Genomic DNA, 17,369 nt, shown 5'->3' on the forward strand with positions numbered 1-17,369 from the left:
CGTCAGCCGCCGATCACGACCCGCCGGACGCCGTCGACCTGCCATGCTGCGGCGTCGGTGACCCGACGTCCGTCGACCAGCACCCGGACACCGGGCAGATCCGCCGGGGTGAGCGAGCGGTACTCAGCGTGGTCGGCCTGGATGATCGCGGCCGCCACCGCTTCACCGCGGTGCGGCGTCAGCTTCTGCGCCTCGAGTTCGGCGTCGGTGTACATCGGGTCCGAGACGTAGGCGGTGGCGCCACGGGCGGTGAGCGCGGCCACGGTCCCGAAGACGCCTGAGAAGGCCGTCTCCTTGACGCCGCCACGGTAGGCCGCGCCGAGCACCAGCACGGAGAGTCCGGCCAGGTCTCCGTGGGCCGCCTGGAGCAGATCGACCGCATACGACGGCATCTCGGCGTTGACCTCGCGGGCTGCGCGGACGACGGTGGCCTCGGGGTCGTTCCACAGGTACATCCGCGGGTAGATCGGGATGCAGTGACCGCCGACGGCGATGCCAGGCTGGTGGATGTGGCTGTAGGGCTGCGAGTTGCACGCCTCGATCACCAACTGGACGTCGACGTCGACCTTGTCGGCATAGCGCGCGAACTGGTTCGCCAGACCGATGTTGACGTCGCGGTAGGTGGTCTCGGCCAGCTTGGCGAACTCCGAGGCCTCACTGGTGCCGAGGTTCCAGACGCCGTTCGGGCGAGGCAGGTCGCCGCGCTCGTCGAACTGGAGCACCGATTCGTAGAAGGCGACGCCGGCCTCGGTCGAGGCGGTGTTGATCCCACCGACGAGCTTCGGGTACTTCCGCAGGTCGGCGAAGACCCGCCCGGTGAGCACCCGCTCCGGGCTGAAGACGAGGTGGAAGTCGGTACCAGCGGTGAGGCCGGAACCGGCCTCCAACATCGGGGCCCACCGCTCGCGCGTGGTGCCGATCGGCAACGTGGTCTCGTAGCTGACCAGGGTGCCGGGCCGCAGACCCTTCGCGATCTCGCGGGTGGCGGCGTCCATCCAACCGAAGTCCGGCACGCCGTCGGCGTCGACGAACAACGGCACCACGACGATGACCGCGTCGGACTGGGCGACGGCGGCAGCGGTGTCGGTGGTGGCGCTCAGCAGGCCTGCCTCGACCGCCGCCTTCATCTTCACGCCGAGGTCGGCCTCACCGGGGAACGGCTCCTCGCCGCGGTTGACCAGGTCGACTGCCCGCTGATCGACGTCGGCGCCGATCACCGTGGCACCCGAACTGGCGAACTGGACGGCCAGCGGAAGGCCGATCTTGCCGAGGGCGACTACACAGATGTTCACGTTTATCCTCATCGTCGAGATAGAAAACCGAGTCGGCTCGAACGTTCTGCCGCAACTCGCGAGAGCACAACTCGCCCGAGCGGACCGGTGCGGAGCCTGATCTCCGTGCCCCGACCGACGGCCAGGTCTCCTAGGTTGGATCTGGCCGGCGCATTGAATGCCGAGTCGAAGCGTTCCCCGGCGGCCGTCACTTGCAGACGCAGCGAGAACCGCTCGTGGGCGGCCCTTCGCAGATCGAGGGAGGCGAAGCTCGCGGTCATCCTGCCGTCAGCGGTGAAATCCACGGCGCCGACGATCGTGCCAGGGACGTCATCGGTGACCGGTTTGCCCTGCGCCACCTTCTCGCCCGCAACGATGGGCGCCAACACCACGCGCAGGTAGGGGGCGCTGACCGGGTCGATCGGCGCGCGGGCCTCAACGACGACAGCCGATCGAGTCTGCATGACGTCGGTGACCTCGGGGCTGATCCGCCGGATGACGCCGCGTACGTTCATCGTCTCTGCGTACCAGGATCGCGGCGCCTTCCCGAAACCCGGATACCTCAGGTGGAGGCCTTCGGGCAGGACAACCCGGACTGGGCGCTCATCCGAGTCGGCAACTCGGCATAGTTCGACCAACGACTCAAGGTCACCCTTGCGAGCCAACTCCAGCCGTAGCCGGCCAGGCACGGTCATCATCGCTGCGATGCGGTCGGTGAAGTGGCGATCAGTAGCGTAAGCCACCCGCGCCAGCAGACGTTGCTGCTCTACCTCGTCGTGCTCGAGCAGGTTCTTCAGCCGCCCGCTGTACTCCCACCGGAAGTGCCGGTAGAGAACCTCGTCACGGAGTCCTGGATCGTCGATCAGCTCGGCGACGTAGTCCATCGTCAAGTCGATCGAGTCGAGACGACGCTCCCAGCTCGGGTCGAACATCAGGTTGCCGCCCTCAGAGCGCAACACTGCGTAGTAATAGTCGTAGTCGCCCAGCACCGAGATTCGGCCAGCGCGATACATGGCCTCGATGGTGAAGGTCTGGTCGCTGGCGATCGCGATGTTCTCCTGGTACCGGATACCGTGCTTCTCTAGGAGTTCACGCCGGAAGAGCTTGGTGTTCGCCGTGAGGAAGGGCCGCTGGTCGGGGAATCCGATCTCCGGCTGGTTCTCCGCGAACAGTTCCTGCGGGATCACCCTGCCTTGAGTGCCGATCAAGCGGACACACATTACGTCGGTGCCCCACTCGTCTGCCTTGCTGACCATCCGTTCAAGGGCTTCGATTCCGAGGTAATCGTCGGAGCCGAGGAAGAAGACATAGCGGCCCGTTGCATGTTCCAGGCCGACATTGCACGGCGCTGCCGGCCCGCCGGAGTTCGCCTGGTGGAGGACAACGACCTGGTCTGGGAACCGCGAAGCGTACTCATCAAGCAACTCGCCGGAGCCGTCGGTCGACCCGTCGTCCACGGCAACAATCTGAACGTTCGTTCGACCGATGGTCTGGCCCAGGACCGAGTCCAGGCACTCGGCTAGGTACCGCCTTGTGTTGTAGACCGGCACGATCACCGACACGTCGGGAAGCATGGCTAGAGCTTCACCGTCGCGTTGTTGGCTGCTGATTCCAGGATCGCTTCGGAGACCTCGACGATCCGCACCCCTTGGTCGAGGTCGACGATCTGGTTGGTGTCGCCGCTCAGTACTGCGTCGCGGAACTTCTCGTGCTCGACTAGGAGGGGCTCGCGGCGGGCCAGGGCGTAGCGGGTGACGTCACCCTCGGCGACGCCACGGAAGTTGCGCTGCGACTCCCACTCCAGCGGGATCGCGCCGTTCGCGTGGAAGGTGAGGTCCGCGGTCAGGGTGTCGGCGATCAGGGCGCCCCGTTCGCCGGTCACGACGGTGGTGCGCTCCTTCTGCGGGCTGAGCCAGTTGACCAGGTGCGAGGCGATGACGCCGTCGCTCAACTCAGCGGTGACCGCGACCATGTCCTCGTGCTCACGGCCACTGCGCCGCGCGGTCTGCGCCGCGACACTGACGTAGTCACGTCCGGTCACCCAGGCGGTGAGGTCGATGTCGTGGGTGGCGAGGTCCTTGACCACCCCGACGTCCGCGATCCGGGCCGGGAACGGTCCCTGGCGCCGGGTGACGACCTGGTAGACCTCGCCGAGGTCGCCGGCCGCGAGCCGCTCGCGCAGGCTCTGCAGCGCCGGGTTGTAGCGCTCGATGTGGCCGACGCCACCGACCAGGCCACGCTCCGCGAAGGCGTCGCGCACCGCGCGGGCTCCCTTGCTGGTGGCGGCCAACGGCTTCTCGATCAGGGCGTGCACGCCGGCCTCGGCCAACTGCAGCCCGACCTGCTCGTGCAGGAAGGTCGGGCAGGCGACGGTGACGTAGTCCACCCCGGCCGCGAGCAACTGCTCCAGCTCGGCGTGGACCGGCACGCCGGCATGCTCCGCAGTCCCGAGCGCCGGGTCGACGACGCCGACGAGGTCGACGTTCTCCAACGTGCCGAGCACCCGGAAGTGGTTGCGACCCATCGCGCCCATGCCGATCAGGCCGGCCCGCAGGCGCGTCATGCCAGCGCCTCGATCGACTCGTTGACGGCCTCGATGATCCGGTCGAGCTCGGCGTCGGTGAGGGTCGGGAAGACCGGGAGCGAGAGCGCCTCGGCGGCTGCTCGCTCAGTCTCCGGCAGCTCCCACCGCGGGTCCGGGTTGCCGTCGGCAGCCAGGAACGGGCGGAGCCGGTGGATCGGCGTCGGGTAGTAGGTGGCCGAGCCGATGCCGCGCTCGGTGAGCGCGGCCTGGAGGGCGTCGCGGTGCTCGGGGACGCGGATCGTGTACTGGTGGTAGACGTGGCGGTAGCCGTCGGGGACGACCGGGGTCGTCACGCCCTTGAGGCCAGCGGTGAGCCGCGCCGCGTTGGAGATCCGACGCTCGGTCCACTCGCCCAGCCGGGTGAGCTGGTTGCGGCCGACGGCGGCAGCGACGTCGGTGAGGCGGACGTTGGCGCCGACGATCTCGTTGGCGTAGCGCTGCTCCATGCCCTGGTTGCGCAGCAGCCGCAGGGTGCGGGCCAGTTCGGCGTCGTCGGTGGAGACCATGCCGCCCTCGAGCGAGTGCATGTTCTTGGTCGGGTAGAAGCTGAAGCAACCACCCTTGCCCCAGGCGCCGACCGGACGGTCGCCGATCGCGGCGGCGTGCGCCTGCGCGGCGTCCTCGACAAGGGCCAGCCCGGACTTCTCGGCGATCTCGACCAGCGCCGGCAGATTCGCCGGGAGGCCGTAGAGGTGGACCGGCATGATCGCGGCGGTACGCGGGCCGACCGCGGCTGCGACGGCGGCCGGGTCGAGGTTGTACGTGTCGGGATCGATGTCGACGAAGACCGGCTCAGCTCCGACCAGACGCACCGCGTTCGCGGTGGCGGCGAAGGAGAACGACGGCACGATGACCTCGTCGCCCGGTCCGAGGCCGAGCGCGAGCAACGTCATGTGCAGCGCCGAAGTGCCCGAGTTGACGGCGACACAGTGTGCCGAGGCGCTGACGGCGCTGAACTCGTCCTCGAACGCCTTGACCTCAGGCCCCTGGACGACCATCCCGGAGCGCATCACCCGGACGACAGCCTCGATGTCGCTCTCGTCGATGACCGGTCGGGCAGCGGGGATCGGCTGGACCGATTCCTGAGCCATGAACTCACCTCTCGTTGGTACAAACGCGCCGTCGCGCGCTGCGATCGTCTCAGATAATCGCTTCATTCCGGCAACCGCCACCCGGCCAGATCGACCGAAGCTGCGTCGGAAGTCACCTCGCTACGGCTATCCACGGAGCCGTGTGCATGATCCCTGCGCCACCGCCGGTATCGTCGACAACGACTCAGACCCTCCGGAAGGACCATCAAACCCGATGTCGACTACGCAAACCCGCGGGCGGATCATCATGCTCGTCGACAACGCGGTGATCGGTGACTCTCGTGTTCAGAAGCAGGCTCGATCCGCAGCCGCCGCGGGGTGGGAGGTTTACCTCCTGGGCCGCGCAAAGAAGAGGAAGAGCCGGTGGCGTATCGGGGATGCGCAGGTCCGACTCCTCGAATACGACAATGACCTCGGTCGACGACCCCGAGAGAACCGTCCCGGCTACCTTCGCCACCCCCTCGCCTACCGACTCCCGCGGCTTGCCGAGTTTCGTCGCACCGAGGCCCAAGCTCGGGTCGCCGATGCGCACGCCCGTCTGGCCCAGGCGTCGGTCGAAGGCACCACGACTTCCCGTGCGCTGAGGCGCGCGGACCTCAAGTGGCAGAAGGCTCGCCGGAGATGGGCGCTCCGTCGGGCCGAAGCTACCGAACAGGTCGCCATGAACCGCCGTACTCTCGAGAGCCCGATCGACCGTTTCTCGACGTCGGTCACGAAACGACTCCTAGGCGTACGGGCTTGGCGCAAGTTCGACCCTCACCTGCTGGAGTTCGAGACCACCTTCGGCCCGGTGATCGATCGCCTGAAGCCCGACATCATCCACGCCAACGACTTCCGAATGCTGGGCGTCGGCGCTCGAGCCATGTGGCGAGCGCGGGCCGCGGGCCGTCCGGTCAAGTTGGTGTGGGACGCCCATGAGTTCCTTCCGGGGCTCAAGCCGTGGAGTGCGCACCCTCACTGGCACACCGCCCAGATCCTGCATGAGCGCGAGTACGCGCCGGCCGCCGACGCTGTGGTCACCGTCACTGAACCGCTGGCCGAGCTACTCGTCGCTGAACACGGTTTGAAAGTCAGCCCGACAGTGGTGTTGAACGCGCCGCTGACGGCGACAGACGCAACCCTCACCAGCAGCGCTGACATCCGCACCAGCTGTGGCCTTGGCCCCGACGTTCCGCTTCTGGTCTATTCCGGCGCCGCTGCTCCCCAACGCGGTCTCACCACGATGATCGAGGCTCTCCCCCTCCTTCCGGGTGTCCACGCCGCGCTCGTCGTCAACCTTCCCCCGAACAACTACGTGCAGGAGGTGATCGAGCTAGCGCATAGGCTCGGCGTTGGCGATCGCCTCCACGTACTTCCGTATGTTCCGGTTGAGGAGATCGTGCCTTTCCTCAGTAGTGCAACGGTCGGGATCATTCCCGCGCACAAGTGGCTGAATCACGAGATCTCGCTGGGCACGAAGTTCTTCGAGTACTCGCATGCCCGCCTCCCGATCGTCACGAGCAACCTCAAGGCGATGGCAGACATGGTCACGGAGACCGGTCAAGGCGAAGTCTTCAAGGCAGAGGACACCGCTGATTACGTGCGAGCCGTCAACAAGGTGCTCGCGGCACCCGAGGCTTACCGTAAGGCTTACCAAGATGAGGCCCTGCTCGCGTCGTGGACCTGGGAACGCCAAGCCGAGATCCTCGACGGCGTCTACGAGGCACTGATGACGGAGATCCGCCTGGAGCGTGACACCAACAGCTGAGAAAGCTGTTCAGGCCACGCTCCGCGGAGGGAAGCCGGTCAACGCGGGTGCCGCTGCCCTCGCGGCTTGGCCGGCACCCCGGCGACGACCGTGTTCTCGTCGACGTCGCGCACAACCACGGCACCAATACCGACGAGCGCGTCATCACCGATAGCGACTTTGTTGATGATCGCTGCGGCCGGGGAGATCCAAGCGCGAGCGCCGATCCGCACACTGCCGGACACAGCCGAGCACGCAATCACGAAACTGGCTTCACCGACCTCGACATTGTGTGCGATAAAAACGCAGTCATCAATCTTCACGTGGTCGGCGATGCGGGTGGGTTCGATGGTTCCTTGTGCGATCGAGCAGTGATGGCCGATCTCCACGTCAGCGCCGATTGCCACGCCGCCACGGTGGCCGATCCGAATCGGGGTACCTGCGTCGTCGACCTCGAAACCGAATCCAGGACCACCGATACTGGTGTGGCTGCCGATCCTGGTCCGGTCGCCCACCGCCACTCCAGACTTCAGCACTACATGGTGATCGATCCGCGCGCCATCCCCCACAATGACGCCGGCCTCGACCACAGCAAAGTGCCCGATGCTCACGCCTTTGCCGATGGTTGCGTCCGGGTCCACGAAAGCGGTCGGCGCGATCTCCGCAGCCGATTCAGCGGACAGAACATCTCGCAGAACCTGTGCGTAGGCGAGGCGCGGACGCTCGACGGGGACACAGTTCGGCCCAGGGTCTACGACCGTCGATGGGACGAGGAACACCGTGGCATCATTCGCCTCGACCACCGCCGCCACCTCCGGCGTCCAGGTGTTCACGAAGGACAACGTACGTGGACGTGGGGCGCTCAGCGTCGAGACACCATCCACCTCAAGCGTGCCCCTTTCCTCGACACCCAGGGAACGCTGGATCTCGTTGATGGTCGTCGTCACAGTTCTCTCCAAACGACACTGATGCACTCGAACATCTCAGCCAGAGGAAGACGTCCCTGAACCCCGCGGAAGACGGCAGCCGCACGAACCGCCTCGGGCGCGGCATAGTTTCGACGCAACTGCGCTTGGGTGTTGTACTCGGCCACCATCTCAACCTTACGTTCGAGATCCTGCGGGCTGACCTCGACAAAGATGTCGTTGGCGCTGGTGCGCTGATTCCAGGGAAGCTCATAGCCCAGCATCGTGACACCGCGGAACGCACGCAGCGACTCCTGGTGGACAACCGCGTGATCCTGATGGGTGTCGGCACTGTTCATCGTGAGAACCAGATCCGGCTCGAAACGTCGTCGAAGCGTGATCAACTCGTCGAGGACAGCCTGACGGTGCTCCGCGAGATTCCGCACCGGGAACCCGCCGACGTGCAGATCATCAGCGCCGAGCAGCGCCATCGCACTGCGGAACTCACGTTCGAGCTCATCCACCGGGACACCGGGCGGAAGGCTAGCCTCGGCCCGCGAGAGCGCAGCCACGAAGACCCGAGCTCCCTGGCGCTTCATCCTGCTCAACGTTGCACCGCAGGACAACTCGACGTCGTCGGTGTGAGCCCCGATCGCAAGCACCCGTGAAAATCTGCTGGTCATCTGGTCTGCCACGTGGGCTCCTCGATCCTCTCGTCCGGATCACGTCCTTCGGCATCTCGGACGACGCGATCACTCCGCAGCACTTTACTAAGACGGCCGAGCCGTTAGTTCGTTGGTGCCGCCGGACGTCCGACGGCAGTGATCGCCACTGGCAGACGGTCCTCGATGAACGGGACCAGCGCCGTCGCGTACTCACGGCTAAGGTGCGAGTAGTCGCGGTAAACGATGACCGAACCGACAACTGGGTAGCACCACTGGTCATCGCAGAACTGGTCGCGGAGCAGGATCGGCGCGACGCCCTTGGTTGCCATCAGCTCGGCAGCCTTGGTGATCGCGCGGTTCTTGGGCATCGCCCTGCGCACCGGGACCGCGCAATCCATCGCGTCGTCGGTCTCGATCAGGCAGCTGGGCACAACACCACCATTGGTGCGCGGAACGTCGCCGAACGCGGCCACCCGACGATCAGCGTCCAACCAGCGCTGCCACAACGCGGCGTAGCCGTCCACAGCGGGATCCTCCATCGGTTCATTCTCGGGAGCTGCGAAGGTGTAAGCGGTCGAATAGGAGGCCGCGAACACCATAGACACCTGAGGGTCGTCGACGATGGCGTCGCTGACCTTACGGATCCACTTCGCGCAGTCCGGCTGCGCAGTCTTGTCCGTCTCCCCCTCCACCGATCGCTGCGCCAAGGTCGGCGGGCACGACGATTTCGTGTAGGTGCGGACGATCCAACCGTGCTTCTTGCCGAGCGTGTCCAGGGCCGGCATCCAGGAGGTGGCGTGGGAGTCGCCGACCAGGGCGACCGTGCGGGTCGCCTCTTCGGGCGCCGCCCCCAGATCGCAGGAGACCAACTCCGAGCCTGCGAAGGACGCCTGGCAACCCGGGTAGGCGACGTCCTTGTTCTGCTTGGCGACCTGAACCGGCCCCGGGCGGGGCTTACCGCCCAGTACCGAGTCACACCCGTTGGCCGGGTCCAGCGCGCCAGGCCCCACGCAACTCGACGTCGTCGAGGGGAGAGCGATGGCGGGACCGTCGTCGGGGATCAGCGCGACCAACGCCGAACTGGCGGCGATCACCACGGCCATCGCCACCGCCGCAAGGCCGAGCGATGCACCGGTCGGACGGAGCAACGGGCCGAGACGGAGCGGGTCCTCGATGAATCTTGTGGTCAGCCAGGCCAGCAGCAGCGAAGCCACCAGGATGCCCACACCGATCGTCGAACTCATCGGCCGGTCCAGGGCGTAGGGCGCCACCACGATCAGCGGCCAGTGCCACAGGTAAGTGGAGTAGGAGATCGTGCCGACGAAGACGCTCGGGCGCCAGGTCAACCAGCGCGGCCCCCACGGTGCCGACGAAGCACCGCCCGCAAGCACGGCAACGGTGCCGAGCACAGGGACCAAGGCGATCCAGCCGGGGAACGCGGAGGCGCCGTCGAAGACCAACGCCGACCAGCCGATCGCCACCAGTCCGAGCCACGCCAGCACCGGACCGAGCTTCTCGGGGACCAGATACCGGTGCCAGATCAGGCCGAGCAGACCGCCGAGGGCGAACTCCCAGACCCGGGTCGGGGTGACGAAGTAGGCGACTGCCTGGTCCTGGGCGGTCTGTTGGATCGACCACCACAGCGAGGCGACGACGGTGAGGGCCAGGCCGGCACCGATCAGCCGCCGCACGGGCAACGCGTTGTTGCGACCCGCCACCAGGCGGCCGATCAGCAACAGCGCCGCGATCAGCAGCGGCCAGGCCAGGTAGAACTGCTCCTCGACCGAGAGCGACCAGTAGTGCTGGGCGACGGTGGCCTCCGCGTTGAGCGCCGAGTAGTCGACGGCGTCAGCGGCCAGCTTCCAGTTCAGCACGTAGAGCGCGCTCGCACCCACCTGCTCGGCGGTCCGTTCCCAGACCGTCTGCGGCAACCAGGCCCAAGCCGCCGCCAACGAGACCACCAGCACCATCAACGACGCCGGCAGCAGGCGTCGAGCACGACGGGCCCAGAACCGCAGCAGCCGGACCCGGCCTTGGCGCTCGACGTCCTCCGCAAGATGCCGGGTGATCAGGTAACCCGAGACGACGAAGAAGACGTCGACACCGACGAAGCCGCCCGAGAGCCGATTCGGCCACAGGTGGTAGACGACGACCAGCAGTACCGCGATGGCGCGCAGCCCTTGGATATCGGGCCGGAAGTCGTTCCGCGGCCCGGCAGAGTGCTCGCTCACCTCAGAGGTCACCGCGTGGTGCGATCACTGCGTCGACGAACCGTTGGGCCGCGTGACCGTCCTCCAGGTCGAGGAAATCGGCGCGGAACTGCGCGTAGGCGTCGGCATACTCAGCCACCATCGCATCGAGGTTCCGCAGGTGGTGCACGACCTCGTCGGTCGTGGAGACCAGCGGCCCCGGCGCGGTGGGCTCGAAGTCGAAGAGCCAGCCCCGCGAGTCGACGTACCGCTGCAGGTCGGGGACCAGGAAGATCATCGGCTTGCCGGTGACACCGAAGTCGAAGCGGAGCGAGGAGTAGTCGGCGATGCAGACGTCGGCAGCCAGGTAGAGGTCGGAGACCTCCGGATAGTCGGTGACGTCGATCATCCCGGCCATGCTGCCGGTGCGCTGCCCGGTCCGTGCGTTGAACGCGTGGCCACGCAGCAACACCACGGTGTCGTCGCCCAACTCCCGACGGATCAGGTCGAAGTCGAGGAAGTCCGACATCACCGCTTCGTTGTTGTTGCGGGCGAGATAGTCCCGGAACGTCGGCGCGTAGAGCACGGCCCGCTGGCCGGGGCGCAGCCCCAGCGACTCGCGGGTCGCCTCACGGACCTGGTCCCGGTCCTGCGCGAAGAGCACGTCGTTACGCGGATAGCCGATCTCCAGCACCGGCCCGTCGTAGCCGAAGTCCCTGGTGAGCAAGGGAGTTGCGTACCGCGCCGGCGAGACGAGGTAGTCCCATTCGGCAGAGCGCCGGGCGTAGGAGTCGATCAGCGACTGGGAGAAGTGCTGGTGACGCCAGTGCGGCAGACCCATCTGCTTGAACGGGTAGCCGTGGAAGGTCTGCACCAGCACCTGGCCCTCAGGCTTGTGGTGGTAGGTCGGCTGGTACATGTTGTCGACGTAGTAGGTGACCGAGCCGAGCAGCTCGAACCACTCCGGAGTGTTGACCACGACCGGGATCGCGCCGCTGGGTACCGGCGTCGAATGGTCCTGGACCGCCCAGTAGACCGGGAGATCCGAGCCGCGGCGGGCCAACTCGGCCTGGATCGCCACCCCGTTGTCGGTCGCCTTCTCCCCGAAGTACGAACGGAACAGGATGCCGCGCGTCGTCGCCTTGCCGCGCTGGCTCTCCGCCTGGCGGACCAACGCCGCCTGGCTCTGCCGGGTACTGCCCGTGCCGGTAGGCCGATTGATCTGGACGTCGAGAGCCTCACGACCGCCGCGGCCCACCGAGCCACGCACCGTGGGGACGTCGAGCACGATCGGCAGCTCTTCGAGGAGAGCGTGGGCGTTCACCGCAGCGATCTCACGCCAGCGCCCGCCGACGTTGACCTCGACCTGGACGCGGTGGGCGCCGACCGGAAGCGGAAGGTCGCCGAACCGGAAGACCTCGTGCGTCAACGGGAGATCGAGCCGGAACGCCGAGTCCACGACGCCCGCGGCGTGGCTGCGGGTACGGGTCTGCGCATTGACCAACGTCGCCCGGACCTGCGTGACGTCTACTCCGAAGGCGTGCCCGGCGAGCGTGAGCGTGCCCTCGCCGGAGCTCGTCACCTCGTCGAACTCGACCCCGCGGAGCTGGTCCACGACGCCCAGTGCCAGCCGACGGTCGCGGTCGAGCCGGACCACACCGTGCTGCGTCACGGGGGTCTCCCCCACGACCGGTGCGCCCGTGGAGGCGCTCAACGTCCACCGCTGGCTCGGCGCGGCGTCCGACAACTGGGGCGGCACCGGCAACGTGATCTCGAAGCTCCGGTCCGCCGCGACCCGGCCGCGCACCGCGAAGGTGTCGACCGCTGCCTCGATGTAGTCGACCTGCGCCGCGCCGTCCGCCAACCGTCCGCTCAACACCCGGTCGCGAACCACAGCTCCCTCGACCCGGACCGCCGACGGAAGCCGTCGCAACATCACCGGGTGACCGGCTCGTGCCGTCAGCACAAGACGCTCACCGTCGGGCAGTGCCACCGCCGGCGGCGCACCCAGCGGGCCGCGGCGCAGCGCCTTGGTGATCAGGTCCTCGACAACGTGTCCACCCACGCGAACCCGCAGCTTGAGCTGCCAGTCGCTGCCGGCCAGCATCGCGGCCGGGACCAGGGCGGTGAAGCGGCCGGGGCGGTAGTCACACCAGTCGTCGACGTCGGGAGGCAACAGATCGTGGCGCTGGCAGAAATCCGGATCCTGGCTGGTCTCCACCGCGGTCTCGGTGCCACGGTCGTCGACCAGGACCAACTCGATCTGCTCGTCATGCCGGGCGAGATCCACCTTGAGCACATAGGCCCAGCCCGCGACCTGGATCTCGTCGCCGATCTGGCGGAACTGATCCAAACGATGTCCGAGCGTCATCTGCTCGGGTCGGATCAAGAAGAGCTCCGGGTCGAGGTCCGCGTCGTCCCGGAACGGGAGCTGGAGGTCGATGCCGGCAGCCGTCAGCTCGGAGTCGAAGAGGAAGTTCCGCACGTGGGCGCTCTGCCGGGCGAACTCCTGGACGGCGTCGCGTCGGTCTTGACGGACCAGCTCAAGCAGCACCCGGCTCGGGGCCGGAGCCCGGTCCCAGACCGCCGCCGGTGCCTTGTCGGTCAGCTCCACCACAACCGCGCGCAGGATGCTCCAGTACTCGTCGTCGGCGGTGCCGTCGCTGGTCACGTACCAGATGAAGTGCGCGTCGAAGAGGGTCTGGAACCATGCCTCCTTGACGGCGGCCGACTGATCGCGCAGCGCCACCTCGGTCTCCCGCCAGGCCGAGACCCGGTCGCGGAGATCCTTCAACGTGCTGGTCTGCTGCGAGATCGAGGAACCGTCGTCACGAGCCCGGTACCGGTAGACGACGCTGGGCAGGACGTCGACGGCGTCGGCTGCGAGTAGCAACTGGGTGACGATCGGTTGGTCCTCATACGAGACACCTTCGCGGAACCAGAGGCCCTGACTGTCGAAGAAGTCGCGGCGGTACAGCTTGTTCCAGGTGTACAGGTTGCGCAGGATCGGGAGGTTCTTCTCCACCCGGACCGCGCGCAGCGGCACCTTGTGTACGTCGCGGACCCATGACGCCCGCCAACGCCGGGCTGCGGTGAAACGCTCCACGGCGCCGACCACGATCTGCGAACCACTCGACTCGGCCGCGGTCAACAGTTCGCGCAGCGCGCCGGGCGCCAACAGGTCGTCGGAGTCGACGAAGGTGAGGTAGCGCCCCCGGGCGGCGCGGACGCCGGTGTTACGCGCCGCGCCCAGGCCGGCGTTCTCCTGGATGATCAGTCGGAAGCGATGGTCCCGGGCCACGAACCGCTCCGCGATCAGGCGAGAACCATCCGGCGATCCGTCGTCGACGAGGATCACCTCGATGTTCGCGACGCCACCGTCGCGGATGCTGTCGAGGCACTCCTCGAAGTACTGCTCCACGTTGTAGAACGGGATGATCACCGAGATCTCCGGGGTGATCAGACGACGTCCGACGCGGGTACGGAGCGTGAATCGGCGGCCACGAGCCGCGGTGGTGACCAGTGAGTGGCGGATCCTCGAGGTCACAGACATGCGCGAAATCATGCCATGCGGCCCCGCTCGCCGAAGCGCTACCCGAGGATGCGCAAGCCCAGCTCGGAGCGAGTTCACGGATTCTCGCCTCCGGGGCCGCCCCCGTCCCTAGACTCGCGCCATGCGAGGCATCATCCTGGCCGGCGGGACCGGTTCGCGGTTGCACCCGATCACTCTCGGCGTGAGCAAGCAGCTACTGCCGCTCTACGACAAGCCGATGGTCTACTACCCGCTCTCCACGTTGATGCTGGCCGGCATCCGCGACATCCTGGTGATCTCCACGCCCCACGAGTCCGACTTCTTCCGTCGGCTCTTGGGCGACGGCAGCCAGTTCGGGATCAACCTCACCTATGCCACTCAGCCGACACCGGCCGGCATCGCTCAGGCGTTCCTGATCGGCGAGGAGCACATCGGCGACGACCACTGCGCGCTGATCCTCGGCGACAACCTCTTCCACGGCGCTAGCCTCGGTACCCGCCTCAACCGGTTCGCCGACCTCGATGGAGCTGCGGTCTTCGGCTACCGGGTGGCCGACCCCACCGCCTACGGTGTCGTCGAGTTCGACGACGACGGGATCGCCATCTCGCTGGAGGAGAAGCCGGCCGAGCCCCGCAGCTTCTATGCCGTCCCGGGCCTCTACTTCTACGACAACTCGGTGGTGGCGCGCGCCCGGAAGCTGGAGCCTTCGCCGCGCGGCGAGCTGGAGATCACCGACCTCAACCGGAGCTACCTCGAGGAGGGCCGACTCCACGTCGAGGTCCTCCCCCGCGGCTCCGCCTGGCTCGACACCGGCACCTTCGACGACCTGAACGAGGCCGGTAACTACGTCAGGGCGATCGAGGCTCGCCAGGGCACCAAGATCGGTTGCCCCGAGGAGATCGGCTGGCGGCTGGGCTACATCGACGACGCGCTACTCACCGAGCGCGCCGAGGCCCAGCTCAAGAGCGGCTACGGCCGGTACCTACTGTCACTGCTGGCCGAAGGTCGCTGACGAACCGTTCCAGAGCGACCAACTGGTCCTCAGGGACGAACCCGGCGTCCGTCAGCTTCGCCAACTCCAAGGTGCTGTAGGCAGGGCGTCGTGCTGAAGCCCGCCCGCGCGCGTACTCCTCGGTGCTGATCGGTGCGACGTCTGCGGCCTCGCGGCCGAGCTGGGCGAAGATGGCGGCAGCGATCTGTGCCCAACTCATCGGAGCCCCGGCGTTGGTGACGTTGTAGGTTCCCCACGCTGCGCGGTTCTGCAGCAGGTGGAGGGTGGCCTTCGCGAGTTCGTCGGCGAAGGTGAGCCGCCCGATCTGGTCGTCGACCACCGAGGGCGAGACGCCGTCGAGAGCCAGTTTCGCCATCGTGGCCACGAAGTTCGCGCCCTCGCCGACGACCCAGGAGGTCCGGAGCAGGTAGTGGTGCGGCACCGAGCCGACGGCGAGATCGCCGGCCGCCTTCGCCGATCCGTAGACACCGAGCGGGGCGAACGTCTCCGCTTCATCGTGGCTGGAGCGCACGCCGTCGAAGACGTAGTCGCTGGAGTAGTGCACGAGGGTGAACCCATGCTCGCGGGCGAGCACCGCCAAGGCGGCCGGCAGGTGCGCATTCACCGCCCAGCAGACGGGCCCGCCCTCAGCCGTCTCGGCGGCGTCCACAGCGGTGTACGCGGCCGCATTGATGACTACGTCATGACGGCGCCAGTCGATCCCGGCCAGCACCTCAGTACTGCTCAGATCACCGTCCGCCTGGGTGAAGGTGACGGCGTCGGGCAGCAAAGCCCGTAGGGCGCGCCCGAGCTGACCGTCGGCACCGAGGATCAGGGTGGTCCGGTGCGGGATCGGTGAGATCTCTGCGAGCGCCGGGTTCTCCACCCGGTCCTTCTCCGAGAGTTCGCACTCGGCAAGGGGGATCGGCCAGGAGATGCCGAGCTGCGGGTCGGCAAGATCCAATGCCGGATAGACGCCGGCCTGCCAATGGTCGTTGACCAGGTAGACGTAGGAGGTCTCATCCTCCAGCGTCTGGTACGAGTTGCCGACACCGCGGGGCACGAAGACCGCCCGGTCGGGACCGATCTCGGCGGTGAAGACGGTGCCGAAGCTCTCCCCCTCCCGCATATCCACCCAGGCGGCGAAGACCCGGCCGGTGGCGACGGAGACCAACTTGTCCCACGGTTCGGTGTGGATGCCACGGGCGACGCCGCGACGGGTGTTGAACGAGACGTTGTTCTGCACCGGCCCGAAGTCGGGCAGGCCCAACGCCAGCATCTTCTCGCGGTTCCAGTTCTCCTTGAACCAACCACGAGGGTCCTCATGAACCGGAAGGTCGACGATCAGCAGTCCGGGGATCGGAGTCTCGGTCACGCCGAGCGGCTGAGCCATCACTGCCCCTGAGCGGCGTAGGCGGCCTCGGTGGCAGCCTTCATCGGCCCCCACCAGTCCTGATGGGCGCGGTACCACTCGATGGTGCGGGCGAGGCCCTCGGCGAAGTCACCGTGCCGCGGGCTCCAGCCCAGCTCGGTACGGAGCTTGGTGGCGTCGATCGCGTAGCGCAGGTCGTGCCCGGGCCGGTCGACAACGTGGTCGAAGTCGTCCGCGGCCCGCCCGAAGTGCGCCAGCAGTGCGCGGACAACCTGCAGGTTGTTCTGCTCGCCGTCGGCTCCGATCAGGTAGGTCTCGCCGACCTTTCCCTCGTTGAGGATCTGCCAGACGGCCGCTGAGTGGTCGTCGACATGGATCCAGTCCCGCACGTTGAGCCCGGCGCCGTAGAGGCGCGGACGGCGGCCCTCGATCAGGTTGGTGATCTGGCGCGGAATGAACTTCTCCACGTGCTGCCACGGACCGTAGTTGTTGGAGCAGTTCGACAGCGTTGCCTGGACCCCGAAGCTCCGTACCCAGGCGCGGACCAGGTGGTCGGAGGCAGCCTTCGACGCCGAGTATGGGCTACTCGGCCGGTACGGAGTCTCTTCGGTGAACCGTTCCGGGTCGTCCAGCTCGAGGTCGCCGTACACCTCATCGGTGGAGACGTGGTGGAACCTGACCCCTGCGGCACGCACGGACTCGAGCAGGGTGAAGGTGCCGATCACGTTGGTGGCGATGAACGGCTCGGGGTCTCGCAGCGAGTTGTCGTTGTGCGACTCGGCAGCGAAGTGGACGACGGCGTCATGGGTCCCGACCAGCCGGTCCACCAACGCGCGATCCGCGACGTCGCCGACGACCAGCTCGACCCGGTCGCCCAGCACCGGGGCCAGGGAGGCCTCGTTCGCCGCATAGGTCATCTTGTCGAGGACCGTCACCCGGGTATCGGTCTGTTCGACCAGGTGGTGAACGAAGTTCGAGCCGATGAATCCGGCACCACCGGTGACCAACAGTCTCTCCATGCCCGTGACCTTAGACGGTCGACG

The 17,369-nt window shown here is 67.1% G+C and carries 12 protein-coding genes; 2 read left to right on the forward strand and 10 right to left on the reverse strand.

All coding sequences use genetic code 11. The features are described from left to right. Window positions 1-2: 2 nt before the first annotated feature. The 4 genes from ACLM5J_RS02400 to ACLM5J_RS02415 are packed head-to-tail and all read right to left on the reverse strand — an operon-like array spanning window position 3 to window position 4,946. On the reverse strand, window positions 3-1,292 hold the full coding sequence (locus tag ACLM5J_RS02400; RefSeq protein WP_413654401.1) for a nucleotide sugar dehydrogenase: 1,290 nt from the start codon (window positions 1,290-1,292) through the stop codon (window positions 3-5). An 8-nt stretch (window positions 1,293-1,300) separates the two neighbouring features. Further along, entirely contained in the window at window positions 1,301-2,845 is a 1,545-nt protein-coding gene (locus ACLM5J_RS02405; protein WP_413654402.1) for a glycosyltransferase family 2 protein, read from the reverse strand. Window positions 2,846-2,847: 2 nt separating this feature from the next. Then, window positions 2,848-3,834 (reverse strand): Gfo/Idh/MocA family protein, encoded by a 987-nt coding sequence (locus ACLM5J_RS02410; RefSeq protein WP_413654403.1) that lies wholly within the window; start codon window positions 3,832-3,834, stop codon window positions 2,848-2,850. Then, the gene (locus ACLM5J_RS02415) at window positions 3,831-4,946 is read right to left on the reverse strand and encodes a DegT/DnrJ/EryC1/StrS family aminotransferase (protein WP_413654404.1); all 1,116 of its coding nucleotides are present in this window, start codon (window positions 4,944-4,946) and stop codon (window positions 3,831-3,833) included. The genes ACLM5J_RS02410 and ACLM5J_RS02415 overlap by 4 nt, the downstream gene beginning before the upstream one ends. On the opposite strand from ACLM5J_RS02415, the gene ACLM5J_RS02420 reads away from it, so the two are divergent. Beyond that, on the forward strand, window positions 4,945-6,693 hold the full coding sequence (locus ACLM5J_RS02420; protein ID WP_413654405.1) for a glycosyltransferase family 4 protein: 1,749 nt from the start codon (window positions 4,945-4,947) through the stop codon (window positions 6,691-6,693). The two genes, ACLM5J_RS02415 and ACLM5J_RS02420, sit on opposite strands and share 2 nt — an antisense overlap. Window positions 6,694-6,731: 38 nt before the next feature. On the opposite strand, the gene ACLM5J_RS02425 is transcribed toward ACLM5J_RS02420, so the two are convergent. The 4 genes from ACLM5J_RS02425 to ACLM5J_RS02440 form a co-directional block, all read right to left on the reverse strand. Beyond that, on the reverse strand, window positions 6,732-7,619 hold the full coding sequence (locus ACLM5J_RS02425) for a hypothetical protein (RefSeq protein WP_413654406.1): 888 nt from the start codon (window positions 7,617-7,619) through the stop codon (window positions 6,732-6,734). Continuing rightward, window positions 7,616-8,239 carry a PIG-L deacetylase family protein gene (locus tag ACLM5J_RS02430; RefSeq protein WP_413654407.1) on the reverse strand — a complete coding sequence of 208 codons (624 nt, stop codon included), beginning with the start codon at window positions 8,237-8,239 and terminating at the stop codon, window positions 7,616-7,618. Before ACLM5J_RS02430 ends, ACLM5J_RS02425 begins: the two co-directional genes overlap by 4 nt. A gap of 125 nt (window positions 8,240-8,364) precedes the next feature. Next, the gene (locus ACLM5J_RS02435) at window positions 8,365-10,473 is read right to left on the reverse strand and encodes an acyltransferase family protein (RefSeq protein WP_413654408.1); all 2,109 of its coding nucleotides are present in this window, start codon (window positions 10,471-10,473) and stop codon (window positions 8,365-8,367) included. A 1-nt stretch (window position 10,474) separates the two neighbouring features. Further along, the gene (locus tag ACLM5J_RS02440; RefSeq protein ID WP_413654409.1) at window positions 10,475-13,984 is read right to left on the reverse strand and encodes a CDP-glycerol glycerophosphotransferase family protein; all 3,510 of its coding nucleotides are present in this window, start codon (window positions 13,982-13,984) and stop codon (window positions 10,475-10,477) included. A 121-nt stretch (window positions 13,985-14,105) separates the two neighbouring features. Here ACLM5J_RS02440 and rfbA point away from each other — a divergent pair, with 121 nt between their 5' ends. Then, window positions 14,106-14,975: a glucose-1-phosphate thymidylyltransferase RfbA gene (gene rfbA / locus ACLM5J_RS02445; protein ID WP_413654410.1), complete on the forward strand. Its 870-nt coding sequence runs from the start codon at window positions 14,106-14,108 to the stop codon at window positions 14,973-14,975. On the opposite strand, the gene ACLM5J_RS02450 is transcribed toward rfbA, so the two are convergent. Together ACLM5J_RS02450 and rfbB are read right to left on the reverse strand one after the other, a co-directional pair. Then, window positions 14,923-16,347 (reverse strand): sugar nucleotide-binding protein, encoded by a 1,425-nt coding sequence (locus ACLM5J_RS02450; protein WP_413654411.1) that lies wholly within the window; start codon window positions 16,345-16,347, stop codon window positions 14,923-14,925. The two genes, rfbA and ACLM5J_RS02450, sit on opposite strands and share 53 nt — an antisense overlap. After that, on the reverse strand, window positions 16,347-17,345 hold the full coding sequence (gene rfbB / locus ACLM5J_RS02455; protein WP_413654412.1) for a dTDP-glucose 4,6-dehydratase: 999 nt from the start codon (window positions 17,343-17,345) through the stop codon (window positions 16,347-16,349). The genes ACLM5J_RS02450 and rfbB overlap by 1 nt, the downstream gene beginning before the upstream one ends. Window positions 17,346-17,369: the final 24 nt, after the last annotated feature.

Source organism: Nocardioides sp. Bht2 (assembly GCF_047308515.1).
Taxonomy (GTDB): Bacteria; Actinomycetota; Actinomycetes; order Propionibacteriales; family Nocardioidaceae; genus Nocardioides.